A 17388-nucleotide genomic window follows, 5' to 3' on the forward strand; every position below is an offset into this window, starting at 1 on the left:
CGCACGGTATCGGCCGATGACGAGACTGCCCAGCGAAATTCCGGGAGGCGGCGAGATCCAGTAGATCGGGGCTCCGGGTGGATGGGGCGATCTTGAGGTGACAGCAGCCGAAGTTTCTGGGGCAGAGACCCTCGTTCGGATCAAGCCCTGGCGGGTCAAGCGAATCGTGACTCATGACCGCAATGCCCGTATCCTCATCAATGCACGATTCTTTCCGATGAGCGGATTCATCGCAGGCGCAAGTGAGGCGAAGCGTGGTTCGGTCCGGCGAGGAACCCAAGCCGGCGGGGCGTGCGACTGACGGCACGGGGCCCGCCCGACCTCGCGAGCGGTTTCTCCAGGGCGAGTCCGTCGAGGCGGGCGTACGGGCGTCCATCCTGAACTCGTGGCAGCGCTGCCGGACCCTGGGGCTGTCGCCGGACGAGTCCGATCTGCCCTACCGGGAGGACTTCGACCCGGGGGGCCGTATCGTCCGCGCGGCCGTTCCCGTGCTCGACCGGCTGCAGTCCGCCTTCTCCGGCAGCAAGGTCAACATCTCGGTCGCGGACGCGAACGGGACGGTTCTGCTGCGCCGCTTCGGCGATCCGGCGATGGCCAGGGAGCTGCCGGCGATCCAGCGGGTCCCCGGGTTCGTCTTCGCCGAGCGGGTGGCCGGGACGAACGGCATCGGGCTGGCCCTCGCTGAGCGGCAGCTCATCCGCGTCCACGGCGCCGAGCACTTCGCGGAACGCGCCCAGCAGAGCGCCTGCGTCGCGCTTCCCGTCCGTGATCCGCTCAGCGGCCGCATCGAGGGCGTCCTGTGCTTCGGCTATCCGCGCGGTTTCGACCGCCCGGCGCTGGCCGCGGCGATCCGCCGGGCGGCCGAGGCCATCGAGCGGCGGCTGCTGGGGCAGAGTTCCGCGCACGAGCGTGCGCTGCTGCGGGCGTATCTGGCGGCCGGGGCCGGGGTCGAGGGTGGGAGTGGGGTCGTCGGGCTGCGCGGCGGCGTCTCGGCGGGTGCGCCCGTGCACGTATTCCAGCCTCGTGACCAGGCGGTCCTGCGGGAGAAGGCGGCCGAGCTGATCTCCCGAGCCCAGCGGGCCGCCGTCGACGTGACCCTGCCCGACGGGCGGCGGGTGACGCTCGTGAGCCGTCCGATGACGAGTGCGTCCGGGGTGCAGGGTGTCGCCATCGAAGCGGTGCCGCACGACTCCTCGGCGAGCGGGTCACTCCTCCTTCCGCAACGAGCCGACGACCTGCCGAGCCTTCCCGCCGTCCCCGCCGCCCCCCTGACCTCCCGGTCCGCGATGTCCCTCCCGTCCGGGCACCCCACCGGCCCCGGCCCGGTCCTCGCGGCCGACGGCGGCAGGGGAGCCGGGCAGCCCGGCGGGGGTGTCGCGGGTGACGGCGGCCAGGGGGCCGTGGCTCCTGGTGAGGGCGTCGCGGGCGACGGTGATCGCGGCGCCGCCGGGCTCGGTGAGACCGTCACGGCCGGGCCGGGCGATGCCGTCGCGCCTGATGGTGATCGAGGACCAGCCGGACCCGCCGGACCCAGCGGGACGGTCCCGGGCGGACCGGACAGACCGGGTGACGCCGTCGTGGCCGACGGAGGGCGCGACGCCATGGGCGATCGCCCCGACGACACCTTCCCGGCCCGGGCGCTCGTGATGCTGGGGGAGCCGCAGGTAGGGGCCTATGCCCTGGCCGCGCGGCGGCGGCTGGAGTTGTTGTCCGAGGCCAGTGCCCGTATCGGCACCACCCTGGACGTGCGCCGCACCGCCGAGGAGCTGGCCGAGACGGCCGTTCCGCGACTGGCCGACTTCGTCACCATCGACCTGCCCGACGCCGTCCTGCGCGGCGAGGAGTCCGCCGACCCGCTCGCCGACCTGCGCCGCACGGTGCTGTACGGCGCACGCGAGGGCCTGCCCTTCACCCCGCCCGGCAAACGCATCGACTACGGTCCGACCTCGCCCCAGCTGCGCTGCCTGAACGGCCGCGAGGCGGTGCTGGAGCCGGATCTGAAGGCTGCCGCGGGCTGGCTCGCCCAGGACCCCGAGCACACCGCGCGCCTGCTGGCCCACGTCCACTCGCTCATCGCGGTGCCCCTGCTCGCCCGCGGTGTCCTCCTGGGCATCGCCAGCTTCTACCGCGCCGGGAGCTCCTTCGGCGACGACGACTGCTCGCTGGCCCAGGAGCTCGCCACCCGCGCCGCCCTGTCCATCGACAACGCCCGGCGCTACACCCATGAACGCACCATGGTCCTGGCCCTCCAGCGCCGGCTGCTCCCGCACGGTCTGCCCGACCAGGACGCCGTCGAGGTCGCCCACCGCTATCTGCCCGCCGAGTCCGACGTGGGAGGGGACTGGTACGACGTCATCCCCCTCTCCGGCGCCCGCGTCGGACTGCTCGTCGGCGACGTCGTGGGTCACGGCATGCTCTCCGCGGCCACCATGGGACGGCTGCGCACCGCCGCGCGCAGCTTCGCCGAACTCGACTTCCCCCCGGACGAGGTCCTCGTCCACCTCGACAACCTCGTGGGGAGACTGGACCGTGAGGACCCCGACGGCAAGGGTGCCGGGGTCATCGGCGCGACCTGCCTCTACGCCGTCTACGACCCGGCCTCGCAACGGTGCCTGATGGCCCGCGCCGGGCACCCGCCGCCCGCACTCGTCCACCCCGACGGCACCGTGACCTACCCCGACCTCCCGGCCGGGCCCCCGCTCGGCCTCGGTGGCCTGCCCTTCGACTCCGTCGAGGTCGACCTCCCCGCGGGCAGTCAGCTCGTCCTCTACACCGACGGCCTCATCGAGGACCGCAACCGCGACGTCGACGTGGTCCTGGAGCAGTTGCGTACGGCCCTGGCCCACCCGGAGCGCGCGCCCGAGGACACCTGCCAGGCCGTCCTGGACACCGTGGCGCCCGCGCACCCGCACGACGACATCGCCCTGCTCGTGGCCCGCGTCCACGCCCTGGACTCCGACCGGATCGCCACCTGGGAGCTGCCCGCCGACCCGGCACTCGTCGGCGAGGTCCGGGCGGACGCCATGCGGCGGCTGACCGAGTGGGGGCTGGAGGAGACCGCGTTCGCCGCGGAGCTGATCCTCAGCGAGCTGATCACCAACGCCATCCGGCACGGCGCCGGGCCGATCCGGGTGCGGCTGCTCTACGGCCACGCCCTGATCTGCGAGGTCTCCGACGCCAGCAACACCGCCCCGCATCTGCGCCGGGCGGCCAGCACCGACGAGGGCGGACGCGGGCTGTTCCTCGTCGCGCAGCTCTCACAGAGCTGGGGCACGCGCTACCTCCCGGAGGGCAAGGTCATCTGGGCCGAATGCGGCCTCGACGCCGCGTGACCCGGGCCGCGGCCCGTTCGAGCCCGTCAACCCGTGCGAGCAACCCGTGCGAGCCGAGCGGCCCCCTCGACCTCAGCTCCCCGCTCGACCCCAGCCCCCCCGTTCGCGCCGAGCGCCCCCCGGGAGCCACGGCATCCCCACTGGAGCCACAGCACCCCGTGAAATGACCGAAATGCTGTAATTTGATCGAGTGCGCGACGCTCCCGACACACCGGCGAAGGCGGCCTCGCCCTTCGGACCGGAGCCCTTGGTCCGTATCCGCGGGCTCAGCAAGCGGTTCGGCGGGACCGTCGCGCTGGCCGGGGTCGACCTCGATGTGCACGCGGGCAGCGTGCTCGCCTTCCTCGGGCCCAACGGGGCCGGAAAGTCCACGCTGATCAAGGTGCTCGCCGGGGTGCATCACGCCGACGCCGGGCAGATCACGGTGGACGGGCAACCGCTCGGCAGCCCCGTCGCCACCCGCGGCATGTCCTTCATCCACCAGGACCTCGGTCTCGTGGAGTGGATGACGGTCGCCGAGAACATCGCCCTGACCACCGGGTACGGGCGCCGGACCGGGCTGATCTCCTGGCGCCGCACCCGGGAGCGCTGTGTCGACGCACTGCGCGTCGTCGCCGCCCACCTCGACCCCGACGTCCCGGTCTCCGGGCTCGCACCGGCCGACCGCTCGCTGGTCGCCATCGCCAGGGCACTGGCGGCGCGCGCGAAGCTCATCGTCCTCGACGAGCCGACCGCCCGCCTGCCCGCCACGGACAGCGCCCGGCTCTTCCACGTCCTGCACGAACTGCGCGACCGCGGCCACGCCGTCCTCTACGTCAGCCACCGCCTCGACGAGGTCTACCAGGTCGCCGACACCTTCGCCGTCCTGCGCGACGGCCACCTCGTCAGCCACGGCAGCCTGACGGACCACAGCCCGGCCCGCCTGGTCCACGACATCGTCGGTGAGGAGAAGACCCTCGCCGCCCGTCCCGCCCCCGCCTACTCGCCGACGCCCCCGGCGGCAGGCACACCCCCCGTCCTGACCCTCGACTCCGTACGCACCCCCCTGGCCGGACCCGTCAGTCTGGAACTCGCGCCCGGAGAGGTGCTCGGGCTGGTCGGGCTCTCCGACGCCGGGCACATGGATCTGGGCCGGGCCCTCGCCGGCGACCGGCCGATCCTGGGCGGCAGGGCCGTACTGCACGGACGGTCGTACCACCCCCGTACGGTCGCCGAGGCCGTCGGTCTCGGTGTGGGGTTCGTGCCGGGGGACCGGCTCCGGGAGAGCTGTCTCGCCGAGCTGAGCGTGCGGGAGAACCTCCTGGCCAACCCGCGCGCGGGAGGCGTGCCGGGACCGCGCTGGATCGGGCCCCGGCGCGAACGCGCCACGGCCGCCGCTCTGATCGACCGGTTCTCCGTGCGCCCCCGCGACAGCGAGACCCCCATCGCCACCCTCTCCGGCGGCAACCAGCAGAAGGTCGTGATCGGCCGCTGGCTGCGCACGGACCTGCGGCTGCTGATCCTCGAGGAGCCGACCGCGAGCGTGGACATCGGCGCCAAGGCCGCGATCCACCGCCTGCTCGACGAGGCCCTGGAGGCAGGGCTGGCGGTGCTGCTGCTGTCCACCGACTTCGAGGAGGTCGCGAGCGTGTGCCGGCGCACCCTGGTCTTCGTCCGCGGGGCGGTGACGGCCGAGCTGAGCGGCAGGGCGCTCACCGTCGCCGGGCTCACCCGGGCCGCCTCGGCCATGCCCCCGTCCACTACCGCGACGCACCCATGAAGAGCCCACGGACCCGACCGCGCAGGCAGGGCGGGCACCACATCGGCGCCTACGGCCTGCTCGCCCTCACCGCCGTGCTCTACCTGGTCTTCTCCCTCGCCCTGCCGAGCACCTTCCCCACGCTGGACACCCTCGACTCGATCCTGTCCAACCAGTCGATCCCCGCCGTCATGGCGCTCGCCGCCATGGTCCCCATCGTCACCGGCGCGTTCGACCTCTCCATCGGCTACGGCCTGGGCCTGGCCCATGTGATGGTGCTGCAGCTCATCGTCAACGAGTCCTGGCCCTGGCCGCTCGCCTGCCTCACGGTGATCGCCGGAGGCCTGGTCGTGGGCGTCCTCAACGGCGTCATCGTCGAGTTCGGCCGTATCGACTCCTTCATCGCCACCCTGGGGACCGGCAGCATGCTGTACGCCGTGACCGGCTGGATCACCGACGGCAGCCGCATCGTCCCCGGCCCGCAGGGCCTCCCGCCCGCGTTCACCGACCTGTACGACTCCACGTTCCTCGGCCTCCCGGTCCCCGCCTTCTACGTGCTCGCCCTCGCGGGAGTCCTCTGGCTGGTGCTGGAACGGCTGCCGCTCGGCCGGTATCTGTACGTCGTCGGGTCCAACCCGCGCGCGGCCGACCTGGTCGGCATCCCGACCCGCAAGTACACCGTCTACGCCTTCGCCGCCTCGGGCCTGATCGTCGGCTTCGCCGGGGTGCTGCTCGCGTCCCAGCAGCAGATCGGCAACCCGAGCGTCGGCCTCGACTATCTGCTGCCCGCCTTCGTCGGCGCCCTCCTCGGGTCCACGGCGATCAAGCCCGGCCGCCCCAACGCCCTCGGCACCGTCGTCGCCGTGGCCGTCCTCGCCGTCGGCCTCACCGGCATCGCCCAGCTCGGCGCGGAGTTCTGGACGGTCCCGCTGTTCCACGGCGGCACCCTGCTCATCGCCGTGGGCCTGGCCGGATACGCCGCCCGGCGCAGGCTGCGCGGCGGGGCCGCGGCACGCGACTCGCCCGCCACGCCGCCCCCGCCCCCGTCCTCCCCGACGCCCGAGGCCGGAACGGCGGGCACACCCCCCTGACCCCCCGGCACGTCCCGCGACTCCCGGCGCGTTCCGACCCCTGGCACGTCCCGCCGCGTCGATCCCCTCCATGGAGCTCCCGTGCACCGCAACCACAAGCCCGCCCCCGCGGTCCGCACCGCCCGGCTCGCCTCCTGCGCCCTGCTGGCGACGGCGGCCGCCCTCGTCGGCTGCGAACGCGGCTCCTCGGACGGCGCGGACGAGACCGCGACGGGCCCGAGCGGCTGCCCCGCCGTCCACGCCAGGGCCCAGGCCGCCGTCACCCGGGCGGAGCGGACCGACATCCCCTGGGGCGGTCCCACCGACGGCCCCGAGGCCGTGTCGGGCAGGACGATCGTCTATGTCGCCCAGACCATGACCAATCCCGGCGTCGCGGGCGCCGCGAAGGGCGTGCGGGAAGCCGCGCGGGTCATCGGCTGGGACGTCCGGGTGATCGACGGCGGAGGCACCCCGGCCGGTATCCAGGCGGCCATGAGCGAGGCCGTGGCCCTGCGGCCCGCGGGCATCGTCATCGGCGGCTTCGACCCCGACTCCACGGCACAGCAGGCCGCGCGGGCCAACGCGCAGGGCATCCCGCTCATCGGCTGGCACGCGGTCCCCGAACCCGGCCCCAGCCGGCAGCCCGACCTCTTCACCAACGTCACCACGAGGGTCCAGGACGTGGCCCGCATCAGCGCGCAGTGGATCATCTCCGACTCGGACGGCCGCGCCGGGGTCGTCGTCATCACCGACGCCTCGATCCCCTTCGCCAGGAACAAGTCCGACCTGATCAGGAAGGAACTCGCCGCCTGCTCCGGCGTGCGGGTGCTCTCGGTCGAGAACATCCCGATCCCCGACGCCAGCAGTCGCACCCCCCGGGAGATCTCCTCCCTGCTCTCCCGGTTCCAGGACCGCTGGACGCACTCCGTCGCCATCAACGACCTGTACTTCGCCGACGCCGCCCCCGCCTTCCGCGCGGCCGGTGAGAAGGGCTCGGGGCCGCCCTTCAACATCGGCGCGGGCGACGGCGACCCGTCCGCCTTCCAGCGCATCAACAGCGAGCAGTACCAGGCCGCCACCGTGCCCGAGCCGCTCACCCTCCAGGGCTGGCAGATCGTCGACGAGTTCAACCGCGCCTTCGCCGACCGCCCGGCCAGCGGATACACGGCCCCCATCCACATCGCCACCGCCGGAAACAGTGAAGGCGCCTCGACCTGGGACCCGTCGGGCTACCAGGCGGCGTACCGCGAGATCTGGGGGAAGTGACGGCCGGTCAGGGTGGCGATCCCTTCACGGAACATGCACGGAACCTCGGAATCCCTTTAATTTTCAAGGGTTAATCTCACCGTCAGACCCCACCAGGCACAGGAGACTCGGTGTGTACGACGGCGACGTAGTGGTGATCGGCGGCGGCTACGCCGGTGTCCGGCTGGCGAAGCGGCTGGACGGCCTCGCCCGGGTCACGCTGGTGGACCGCAAGGAGGTCTTCTTCCACCGCGTCGCCTCCCTGCGCGCCGGCATCCGCCCCGAGTGGACCCACACCCCCTTCATCCCGTACGACCGGCTGCTCGGCAACGGCCGGGTGGTCGCGGGCAAGTGCGTCCGCGTCGACACCGCCGAACGCCAGGTCGTCCTCGCCACCGGCGAGCGGCTGCCCTACGACGTGGTCGTGATCGCCACCGGCGCCGACTACCCCGAGCCGGCCCGCTTCACCGGTACCACCACCGAGGAAGCGGCCAAGTCCTTCGCCGAACACCAGCGCAACGTCGCCACGGCCGAACACGTCCTCGTCGTCGGCGGCGGCCCCGGCGGCGTCGAACTCAGCGCCGAGATCCGCCTCGCCCGCCCCGACGCCCGGGTCACGCTCGCCCACTCCGGGCCCGCGCTGCTCGACTCCACGGGCAGCACCCGGCCGGGACGCAAGGCCCTGGCCTGGCTGGAGTCCCATGACGTCGAGGTACGGCTCGACGCCTTCATGTCCCCCGGCAACGACTTCGGTACCTACCGCGACGCCCGCGGCGACATCATCGAGGCCGACCTGTCCTTCTGGGCGACGGGCACCACCCCCAACACGCTCTGGCTCCGACTGGCCGGACTCGGCGACTGGCTCAACAGGGACGGACACGTCAAGGTCGACCGGACGCTGCGCGTCGAGGGCAGGCTCGACGTGTTCGCCGTCGGCGACGTGAACGACGTCAGCGAACTCAAGATCACCCCTGCTGCCCTCGCCCAGGCGGACATTGCCGCCCACAACATCCGCGCCTATCTGCAGAGTTCCGGCAGGCACCGCAAGGAGCCGCGCTTCTACCGGCCGATCCAGCGCACCCCGCTCATCGTGCCGTTCGGCCCGGCCGACGGACTGACCGTGCTGCCCGTGCCTGGCGGCGAGTCCGCCGTCCTCGGCAGCCGTACCACCACCCTGGCCAAGGCGAAAACGCTCATGACGCCCTACATGCGCCGCCAACTCGGCTACACGGCAGCCTGATCCGCGCCGCGCCCCGCCACCGGGCCGCCCTCGTCGCCCCGTCCCATCACCCCACCCCCGTCGTTACCCACGAGTTCGACCTGGGGTAGGGTCCCCACCGTTTCCGGCTACCGGCTGATGGGGTGCCGGTACGGGGCGTGTCGGAGGGGTGGCAAGACGATGGAATCCCAGCGGGGTGACGGCGGATCCGTGGACCTGGACGACACGCGGCTGGAGGCCTTGAGCCCCGAACCGCTGCTGACCCGGGACTACGAGACACGCCCCTCCCTCGTCTACGAGCGGCTGAGGCACGAACACGGCCCGGTCGCGCCGGTCGACCTGCTGGGCGTGCCCGCCTGGCTGGTCCTCGGCTACCGCGAGTCGCTGCAGGTACTCCAGGACAACGACGGCTTCCCCAAGGGGCTGGAGAACTGGCGGGCCCGCTCCGAGGGCCGGGTGCCGGCCGACTGGCCGCTCGGCCCGTCCCTGGAGGTCAACCACATCCTGATCCAGGGCGGCGCCGGCTACCGGCCGCTGCGCTCGGCGTGGGACGTGGCCCTCAAGCCGTTCCAGGACCCGCGCCACCCGCAGGCCAAGCGCCTGAAGTCCGCCGTCACCGCCTACGCCGACGAGCTGATCACCCTGGTGGGGGAGGGCGGGAAAACGGGCGTGGCGGACCTGTCCGCGCAGTTCTCCCGGCCGCTGCCGCTGATGGTGGCGAGCCATCTGCTCGGCTTCCCCGGCTCGCAGGGCGATGACGCGCTGATGGACATGTGGCGCGTGCTCGACGCCGGCCCGGACGCCGAGGCCGCGCTGGAGCGCCTGCTCGCGACCCTGGCGGAACTGGCCGCGGGCAAGCTCCAGAAGCCGGGCGACGACTTCCCCTCGTACCTGCTGGCCGCGCACCCGGACCTCTCGCTCGACCATCTCGCCCGCGAACTGTTCATGCTGCTCGGCATGACCTCCGACCACGTCGGCATCCTCATCTCCAACACCGTCGTCGAGGTCATCTCGGGGGAGGGCAGCGTGCGCGCCAGCCTGTCCGCCGGGATGGTCAGGGAGAGCATGAACCGGGTGGTCATGCGCAAGCCGCCCCTGGTGAACTTCGTCCCGCGCTTCGCCGCCCAGGACACCCCGCTCGGCAAGTACACGATCCACGCGGGCGATCCGGTGTGGGTCTCCTCGGCCGCGGCCCACGCCGACCCGCTCTTCGCCGACCACGTCGCCTCCGGCACCACCATCAGCACCCGGGCGCATCTGTCCTGGGGAGCCGGTCCGCGCCAGTGCCCGGCCAGGGAGCTCGCCTCGACGGTCGCGGCGGCCGGTGTGGGGCGCCTGTTCCAGCGGTTCGACCACCTCGACCTCGCGCTGCCCGCCGACCAACTGCCCTGGCGTTCCTCCCCGTTCATGCGGGGCCTGCGCTCGCTGCCGGTGCGCTACGAACTCGCCTCGGTGCCCGTGCGCCCGGTGGCCGGAGATCCCGCGCCGGGGGTGGCGGAGGAGGTCCTGCCGGACCCGTCCGCCCGGCAGCGCTCCTCGCTGTGGCGCTATCTGACCGGCCTGATCCGCGGCGGCCGCTGACCGCGCGGCCGGTCAGGCGACCGGCCGGAACGCCCACCTCGTATCGCCGTTTCTCCCGGTTCCGGGGTGACGGTCTCACGCCGCACGCGTGACGAACGGTGGTGTTGCGGGGCGCCCCGCCCTGGGATGCTCGTCTCAGATCCCGGGGGAAGGGCGTGAGGGCCCGCGAGAGCCGGGCAGGTACACCTCGATGACCTGCCCGGCTCACCCGGTTCACACCCAGCCCGACTCCCCGGCGATCCGGATCGCGTCGATCCGGTTCCGCCCGCCGGTCTTCCGTGTGATCGCCGACAGATGGTTGCGGACCGTGGCCACGGACAGCGACAGCCGCTCGGCGATCTCCCGGGTGGGCGTGCCGTCGGCGGTCAGCCGCAGGACCTCCACCTCGCGCGGGGTCAGCGGGTTCGCTCCCGCGTCCAGGGCGGCCAGCGCGAACTCGGGATCGACGAACCGTTGCCCCCTGACCAGCTTGCGCACCCCGTGGACCAGCCGGTCGGGCGGGGCGTTGGTGCTGATGACACCGGCGGCGTGCAGATCGAGCATGCGGCGCAGCCGCTCGGGTGTCGTCGAGGCCATCACCAGCAGCAGCCGGCACTCCGGCAGCCGCGCCCGCAGCTCGCCCCGGACGGCGATGTCCTCGCCCGCCCGGGAGTCCACGTCGATCACGGCCACGTCGGGACGGCAGGCCAGGGCGCGTGCCACCACGTCACCGTCGCCGTCGGCCTCCGCGACGACCTCGATGTCGTCCTCACGGGACAGCAGCGCGGCGAACGCTCCCCGCACCAGGCGGGTGTGCTCGACGAGCAGAACGCGGATCACGATCGGATTATCGCCGCCCGCCCCGGGAATTTCAGTTCGGGCCGTATGCGCGACCGGCCCGATTGAATCGATTCATGTCATGCGGAGTGAGGAGCGTTCCCATGCAGGCCGAGGTCACCGCCCCTGTCTTCGAACACCACCGGGAGCCGCTCGGCATCGGCGAGCCCCGGCCCCGGCTGAGCTGGCGCACCGAGACCGATACACCCGACTGGCGGCAGTCGGCGTACGAGATCGAGCTGCTCGACGACGCCGGTACCCGGATCGGCGGGACGGACGGCCCGGTCGCCTCGGACGCGCAGGTGCTGGTGCCGTGGCCCGGTCCTGACCTGGCCTCCCGCACACGGGTCGGGGCACGGGTACGCGTCAGGGACGCCGAGGGCCGGATCTCCGCCTGGTCTCCGGTCGCGTACGCCGAGACCGGACTGCTGGACGCGGCGGACTGGACGGCCCGCCCGGTCGCCCCGCACCCGGACCTGGGCATCGACCCGGGGCGACCACAGCCCGTCGTTCTGCTCCGCCGCTCCTTCCGGCTGCGCGCCCCGGTCGCCGCGGCCCGCCTGTACGTCACCGCCCTCGGCGTCTGCCGGCCGGAGCTCAACGGCCGCCCGGTCGGCGCGGACGTCCTCACCCCGGGCTGGTCCTCGTACCACCACCGGCTGCGCTACTCCACCTACGACGTGACGGAGCACCTGCGCGAGGGCGCGAACGTGCTCGGCGCCCAGCTCGGCGAGGGCTGGTACAGCGGCCGGCTCGGCTTCCACGGCGGCCGGCGGGGCGTCTACGGCGACCGGCCCGCCCTGCTCGCCCAACTGGAGATCCGCTACACCGACGGGAGCCGAGAGACCGTCGCCACCGACGGCCGCTGGCAGGCCGCGACCGGCCCGGCGCTGCGGTCCGAGCTGTACGACGGCGAGGAGTACGACGCCCGCCTGGAGCGCCCCGGCTGGTCCGCACCCGGAGAGTCCGGCGACGGCTGGATGCCCGTCGTCGAACCGGACATGCCCCGGGGCGACTTGGTGGCACCGACCGGCCCGCCCGTACGCCGCACGCAGACGCTGAAGCCCGTACACGTCCTGACCACCCCGGCCGGACACACGGTGCTGGACTTCGGGCAGAACCTCGTCGGCCGGCTGCGGCTCAGGGTGCGCGGCGAGGCCGGGCGGACCGTCACCCTGCGCCACGCCGAGGTCCTGGAACACGGCGAACTCGCCCTGCGCCCCCTGCGGCAGGCCGAGGCCACCGACCGCTACACCCTCAAGGGCGCCCCCGAGGGCGAGACGTACGAGCCGCTCTTCACCTTCCACGGCTTCCGGTACGCCCAAGTGGACGACTGGCCAGGTGAGTTGGACCCCGACGACATCGAAGCCGTCGTCCTGCACACCGACATGGAACGCACCGGCTGGTTCGCGTGCTCCGACCCCCTGGTCGAGCAGCTGCACGCGAACATCGTGTGGGGCATGCGCGGCAACTTCCTGGATCTGCCGACCGACTGCCCGCAGCGCGACGAACGCCTCGGCTGGACCGGCGACATCGCCGTCTTCGCCCCCACGGCCGCCTTCCTGTACGACTGCTCCGGCATGCTCGGCTCCTGGCTGCGCGACCTCGCCGCCGAGCAGCTCGCCCGCCCCGACGGCGCGATCCCGCCGCTGGTCGTGCCCGACGCCCTGCCCGACGGTTTCCCGGACACGGCGAACGCGATCTGGGCCGACAGCGCGGTCCTCGTCCCCTGGGCGCTGTACCGGGCCTTCGGCGACGAGGGCCTGTTGCGCACCCAGTGGGAGTCGATGTCCGCCTGGGCCGACGAACTGGAGCGGTATGTGACGGAGGGCGGTGGCCTGTGGCGCGCCGCGTTCCAGCTCGGCGACTGGCTGGACCCGGGCGCACCGCCCGACCGGCCGGGAGACGCCCGGACGGACGGCGACCTGGTGGCCAACGCCTACGCGGCCCGCACGGCCGAGATCATGGCCGACGTGGCGGATCTGCTGGGGGAGCGGGAGCACGCCGAGCGGTACACACGGCTCGCCGGGCGGGTGCGGGCCGCCTTCGCCGACGAGTTCGTCACCCCGGGCGGCCTGCTCGCCTCGGACGCGCAGACCGCGTACGCGCTGGCCCTGCGGTTCGCGCTGCTGCCCACCGCACGGCAGCGCGAGCGGGCCGGCCGGCGCCTGGCGGAGATCGTCCGCCGGGCCGGGTTCCGGATCGCGACCGGGTTCGCCGGCACCCCGCTGATCTGCGACGCGCTCACCGAGGCGGGCGCGCCCGAGATCGCCTACCGGATGCTGCTGGAGACCGGCTGCCCGTCCTGGCTCTACCCGGTGACCATGGGCGCCACCACGGTCTGGGAGCGCTGGGACTCGCTGCTGCCCGACGGCACCGTCAACCCGGGCGAGATGACCTCCTTTAACCACTACGCCCTCGGCGCGGTCGCCGACTGGCTGCACCGCACCGTCGCCGGGCTCGGGCAGGCCGGGCCCGGCTGGAAGCGGCTGCGCGTCGCACCCGTGCCCGGCGGCACGCTGACCCATGCGCACGCCGCGCACCTCACGCCGTACGGGCGCGCCGAGGCCGGGTGGGAGCGACGGGGCGACACCGTCACGGTCACGGCGGTGGTCCCGCCCAACACCACGGCCGTGGTTCAACTCCCGGGCAGCGCAGCCCCGTTCGAGATCGGGTCGGGCAGCCACACCTTCACTGTGGAGCGCTGTGCGATGCCGTCGTGGCCGCCGCTGCCGCTCCGCCACCCCTTCTCTTCACCGGAGCCGGACGCGGAGGCGGATCCGGTGACGGGCTGACGGAGCGCGCGCCTCAGGAGCTCAGCGCTGCGGCACGGGCCTCCACCGCCGTGGCCGGGTCCCATCCCTCCCCGGGGACGGCCGCGAGCAGCAGCTTGGTGTACGGGTGGGCCGGATCGGTGAGCACCTGCCGGGTCGGGCCCTGTTCGACGATCCGGCCCTGGCGCATCACCAGCACGTCGTCGGTGATGTGCTGCACCACCGCCAGGTCGTGCCCGACGAAGACGAGCGCGACCCCGGTGTCCCGGCGGATCTCGTCGAGGAGGCGCAGGATCTGGGCCTGGATCGACACGTCCAGGGCGGCCACGGCCTCGTCCAGGACCAGCACCCGCGGGCCCGGGGCGAGTGCCCGGGCGATCGCGAGGCGCTGGCGCTGGCCGCCCGAGAGCTGCCGGGGCCGGGCCGCGGCCTCCCGTGCGCCGAGGCCGACCCGGTCGAGGAGGTCCGCGGCCAGGTCCTCGTCCCGGCCGTGCAGGCGCAGCGCGGTGCGCAGGCACCGGTCGGCCGTGAGGCGCGGGTCGAGCGAGACGTACGGGTCCTGGAAGACCATCTGGATCTCCCGGGCGCGGGCCAGCCGGGCCGCCTTGCGCCGGGGCGTGCGCGCCTCCCGCGGGCGTCCGTCGACACTGACGGTGCCGGCGTCGGGCCGCACCAGACCGACCAGCATCCGCGCCACCGTCGTCTTGCCGGACCCGGACTCCCCGACGATCCCGAGCGAACCGCCCCGGGGCACACCGAACGACACGTCCTCGGCGGCGGTGAGCCGGCCGCGGCCGGGCAGGGAGTAGGACTTGCGCAGGCCGTCGGCGACCAGCAGAGGGCCTTCGGTCATGGCGTGCTCCTTTCGGCCGAGGCCGCCGCGGTGGTCACGGCGGTGGGTATCCGGCGGCAGGCCGCCGTTCCGCCGTCCGGGAGTTCCGCCGCCGTCGGCCGCCAGGTGTCGCACTCCGGCTCGGCGTCGGGGCAGCGGGCGGCGAACGGGCAGCCGGTGAAGACGTCGGACAGGGACGGCGGGCGTCCCGGGATGGGCAGCAGGGTGTGGGAGGTGTCGCCCAGGGTGGGCGAGCAGGAGAGCAGACCGCGGGTGTAGGGATGCGCGGGGTCGGCGAACAGCGCCTCGGCGGTGCGCTCCTCGACGACCCGGCCTGCGTACATGACGTACACGCGGTCGCAGTACGCGGCGGCCAGATGCAGGTCATGCGTGATGAACAGCATCCCGGCCCCCTGCTCCGCGCGCAGGGTGCGCAGCAGGGCGAGGATCTCCGCCTGGGTGGTGACGTCGAGCGCGCTGGTGGCCTCGTCGGCGAGCAGCAGCCGGGGCTCCACGGCCAGGGCGCCCGCGATGACGACGCGCTGGAGCATGCCGCCGGACAGCTCGTGCGGGCGCTGCCGCAGCCGTCGCTCCGGATCGGACAGGCCGACGGCGGCGAGGAGTTCCACGGCCCGGGCACGGTCCGCGCCCCGCTCGCGGAGGAAGTCCCCGATGCGGCGCACCGGGTTGAGGGCGGCGCGTGGATCCTGGTGGACCATGGCGACCGTACGGGCCCGGTGCCGGCGCAGGTCCTCGCCGGTGAGGGCGAGGACGTCAGCGTCGCCGGCCCGGACGGAGCCGGAGGCCGTGGCGCCGCCGGGCAGCAGGCCGAGGGCGGCCTTCGCCGTGGTCGACTTGCCCGAGCCGGATTCGCCGACCAGGCCGACGACCTCGCCCGGGGCCACGCGCAGGGACACCTCGTCGAGGAGCGGCCGGGCCGCGCCCGGAAGCTGCACCGTGAGGTGGTCGAGGGTGAGCAGCATCAGTTCCGCCCTCCGAGCCGGTCGGCCGCCCAGACGCCGACGACATTGAAGGAGACGACGACCGCGGCGATCGCGGTGCCGGGTACCAGCGCGGGCAGCAGCGCGCCCTGGACGACGGCGGCCTGCCCCTCCTGCACCATCAGACCCCAGTCGGAACTGGGCGGCTGGGCGCCGAAGCCGAGGTAGGACAGGGTGGCGAGCGACATCAGCGCCTCACCGAACAGCACCACCAGATAACCGGCGACCGACCGGCCCAGGTTCGGCACCAGATACCCCGCGCAGATCCGGGCACCGCCCATGCCCTGGACGCGATAGGCGTCGACGTACGGCTTGCGGCACTCGGAAAGGGCCAGGGAGCGCGTGTACTTGGCGACCGTCGGCGTGTAGGCGAGACCGAGGGCCAGCACGGACGTGGTCATGCCGGTGCCGAAGACCGCGATGATCAGGACGGTGAACAGCAGCCCGGGGAAGGCATACATCACATCCGTCAGCCGGGAGACGAACGCGTCGACCCAGCCGCCCCGCCAGGCGGCCAGCACCCCGAGGGTGACGCCGAGCAGCGCGGCCACCGCGAGGAGCAGCAGCGGGGCGATGAGGCTGCTGCGGGCGCCGTACAGCACCCGGGAGAGGAGATCTTGGCCGGAGGAGTCGGTCCCCAGGAGGTGGTCGGGGCTCGTGCCGGCGAGCGAGGCGGACAGGTCGATGGCGTCGGGGGCGTAGGGCGCCAGCAGCGGGGCGAGTACGGCGGCCAGGACCACCAGGCCCAGGAAACCGCCGGCCACCAGCACACCCAGGGGGCGTCGGGGGCGTACCCGGACGGGGGCGAGCGTGAGCGCGGTCATGCGGTACGGGCCTCCTCACGGACGCGCGGGTCGAGCAGCGGATGGACCAGGTCGACGACGGTGGTGACGACGACATAGCCGGTGACCATGAGCAGCAGCACGGCCTGCGCCACCGGGAAGTCGTGGGTGTTGATCGCGCCGACCAGCAGCGAGCCGATGCCGCTGATGCCGAAGGCGGTCTCGACGACGACCGTCCCGGCGAGCATCCCGGCCATGACCAGGCCGCACATGGTGACGATCGGGCCGAGCGCGTTGCGCAGCACATGGCGGCGGACGATGTCCCGCTCCGGGATCCCGGAGGCCCGGGCCGCCTCGACGTGGTCGGAGGCGGCGGCGTCCGCCATGGCCTGCCGGGTGACCCGGCTGATGAGCGCGAGCGCGCCGAGCGCCAGCGACAGCGCGGGCAGCGTCAGATGGTGCAGGGTCCCGGCGAGGCCGCTGCCGGCCCCCGTCACCGGGAACCAGCCCAGCTGCACGCCGAACAGCGACACGAGGGCGATCGCCGCGACGAACGACGGCACGGACGCGGCGAGCGTCGTCCCGCCGACCACGGCCGAGTCGACCCAGGTGGACTGCCGGATCGCGGCGAGGATGCCGGAGCCCACACCGAGGACGACGAACAGCACGGTGGCGTAGGCGACCAGTTCGACGGTGGTGGGCAGCCGGGCCGCGATCAGGTCGGCCACCTGGTCGCCGTACTTGAAGGAGCGGCCGAGGTCGAGGTGGACGCAGTCGGCGAGCCAGCGCCCGTACTGCACGACCAGCGGCTCGTCCAGGTGGTACTGGGCGCGGACGGCCGCGAGCCGCTCGGGGGTGAGCTCGTCGCGACCGCCGGCCAGGAAGACGGCGGGGTCGCCGGGGGCCGCGTAGACGGCCGCGAAGATGACGAAGGAGGCGGCGAGAAGCGTGGCCAGGAAACCGGCCAGGCGCCGTACGATCCGGGCGGCCATGGCGGC

At 73.5% G+C, this 17388-nt stretch carries 12 protein-coding genes; 7 read left to right on the forward strand and 5 right to left on the reverse strand.

Annotated features, from left to right (window positions below; all coding sequences use genetic code 11):
* Positions 1 to 254: 254 nt before the first annotated feature.
* The 6 genes from NNW99_RS34275 (at position 255) to NNW99_RS34300 (ending at position 10185) form a co-directional block, all read left to right on the forward strand.
* Positions 255 to 3332 carry a SpoIIE family protein phosphatase gene (locus tag NNW99_RS34275; protein WP_215123042.1) on the forward strand — a complete coding sequence of 1026 codons (3078 nt, stop codon included), beginning with the start codon at positions 255 to 257 and terminating at the stop codon, positions 3330 to 3332.
* Between the two features lie 190 nt (positions 3333 to 3522).
* Positions 3523 to 5091: a sugar ABC transporter ATP-binding protein gene (locus tag NNW99_RS34280; RefSeq protein ID WP_215123043.1), complete on the forward strand. Its 1569-nt coding sequence runs from the start codon at positions 3523 to 3525 to the stop codon at positions 5089 to 5091.
* On the forward strand, positions 5088 to 6161 hold the full coding sequence (locus NNW99_RS34285; RefSeq protein ID WP_215123044.1) for an ABC transporter permease: 1074 nt from the start codon (positions 5088 to 5090) through the stop codon (positions 6159 to 6161). Before NNW99_RS34280 ends, NNW99_RS34285 begins: the two co-directional genes overlap by 4 nt.
* 81 nt (positions 6162 to 6242) lie before the next feature.
* Positions 6243 to 7406: a substrate-binding domain-containing protein gene (locus tag NNW99_RS34290; RefSeq protein WP_215123045.1), complete on the forward strand. Its 1164-nt coding sequence runs from the start codon at positions 6243 to 6245 to the stop codon at positions 7404 to 7406.
* 112 nt (positions 7407 to 7518) lie between these two features.
* A complete protein-coding gene (locus NNW99_RS34295; protein WP_215123046.1) occupies positions 7519 to 8625 on the forward strand; it encodes an NAD(P)/FAD-dependent oxidoreductase in 1107 nt (368 codons plus the stop codon).
* A 159-nt stretch (positions 8626 to 8784) separates the two neighbouring features.
* Complete coding sequence (locus NNW99_RS34300) at positions 8785 to 10185, forward strand: cytochrome P450 (RefSeq protein WP_215123047.1); 1401 nt, start codon at positions 8785 to 8787, stop codon at positions 10183 to 10185.
* Between the two features lie 213 nt (positions 10186 to 10398).
* On the opposite strand, the gene NNW99_RS34305 is transcribed toward NNW99_RS34300, so the two are convergent.
* The gene (locus NNW99_RS34305) at positions 10399 to 11004 is read right to left on the reverse strand and encodes a response regulator transcription factor (protein WP_215123048.1); all 606 of its coding nucleotides are present in this window, start codon (positions 11002 to 11004) and stop codon (positions 10399 to 10401) included.
* A gap of 101 nt (positions 11005 to 11105) precedes the next feature.
* On the opposite strand from NNW99_RS34305, the gene NNW99_RS34310 reads away from it, so the two are divergent.
* Positions 11106 to 13796, forward strand: a complete 2691-nt coding sequence (locus NNW99_RS34310; protein ID WP_215123049.1) for an alpha-L-rhamnosidase — start codon at positions 11106 to 11108, stop codon at positions 13794 to 13796.
* Positions 13797 to 13809: 13 nt separating this feature from the next.
* On the opposite strand, the gene NNW99_RS34315 is transcribed toward NNW99_RS34310, so the two are convergent.
* The 4 genes from NNW99_RS34315 to NNW99_RS34330 are packed head-to-tail and all read right to left on the reverse strand — an operon-like array spanning position 13810 to position 17382.
* Positions 13810 to 14628 (reverse strand): ABC transporter ATP-binding protein, encoded by an 819-nt coding sequence (locus NNW99_RS34315; RefSeq protein WP_215123050.1) that lies wholly within the window; start codon positions 14626 to 14628, stop codon positions 13810 to 13812.
* Positions 14625 to 15590, reverse strand: a complete 966-nt coding sequence (locus tag NNW99_RS34320) for an ABC transporter ATP-binding protein (protein ID WP_215123051.1) — start codon at positions 15588 to 15590, stop codon at positions 14625 to 14627. Before NNW99_RS34320 ends, NNW99_RS34315 begins: the two co-directional genes overlap by 4 nt.
* The gene (locus tag NNW99_RS34325) at positions 15590 to 16432 is read right to left on the reverse strand and encodes an ABC transporter permease (RefSeq protein WP_215123052.1); all 843 of its coding nucleotides are present in this window, start codon (positions 16430 to 16432) and stop codon (positions 15590 to 15592) included. The genes NNW99_RS34320 and NNW99_RS34325 overlap by 1 nt, the downstream gene beginning before the upstream one ends.
* A complete protein-coding gene (locus tag NNW99_RS34330) occupies positions 16429 to 17382 on the reverse strand; it encodes an ABC transporter permease (RefSeq protein ID WP_215123053.1) in 954 nt (317 codons plus the stop codon). Before NNW99_RS34330 ends, NNW99_RS34325 begins: the two co-directional genes overlap by 4 nt.
* Positions 17383 to 17388: the final 6 nt, after the last annotated feature.

The organism is Streptomyces sp. CRCS-T-1 (assembly GCF_024442335.1).
Classification (GTDB): domain Bacteria; phylum Actinomycetota; class Actinomycetes; order Streptomycetales; family Streptomycetaceae; genus Streptomyces; species Streptomyces koelreuteriae.

Excerpts from the sequence above, each read along its gene's own strand:
- NNW99_RS34285 (WP_215123044.1), top strand. The coding sequence starts at position 5,088 with ATGAAGAGCCCACGGACCCGACCGCGCAGGCAGGGCGGGCACCACATC.
- NNW99_RS34300 (WP_215123047.1), top strand. The coding sequence starts at position 8,785 with ATGGAATCCCAGCGGGGTGACGGCGGATCCGTGGACCTGGACGACACG.
- NNW99_RS34310 (WP_215123049.1), top strand. The coding sequence starts at position 11,106 with ATGCAGGCCGAGGTCACCGCCCCTGTCTTCGAACACCACCGGGAGCCG.
- NNW99_RS34315 (WP_215123050.1), bottom strand. The coding sequence starts at position 14,628 with ATGACCGAAGGCCCTCTGCTGGTCGCCGACGGCCTGCGCAAGTCCTAC.
- NNW99_RS34320 (WP_215123051.1), bottom strand. The coding sequence starts at position 15,590 with ATGCTGCTCACCCTCGACCACCTCACGGTGCAGCTTCCGGGCGCGGCC.
- NNW99_RS34325 (WP_215123052.1), bottom strand. The coding sequence starts at position 16,432 with ATGACCGCGCTCACGCTCGCCCCCGTCCGGGTACGCCCCCGACGCCCC.
- NNW99_RS34330 (WP_215123053.1), bottom strand. The coding sequence starts at position 17,382 with ATGGCCGCCCGGATCGTACGGCGCCTGGCCGGTTTCCTGGCCACGCTT.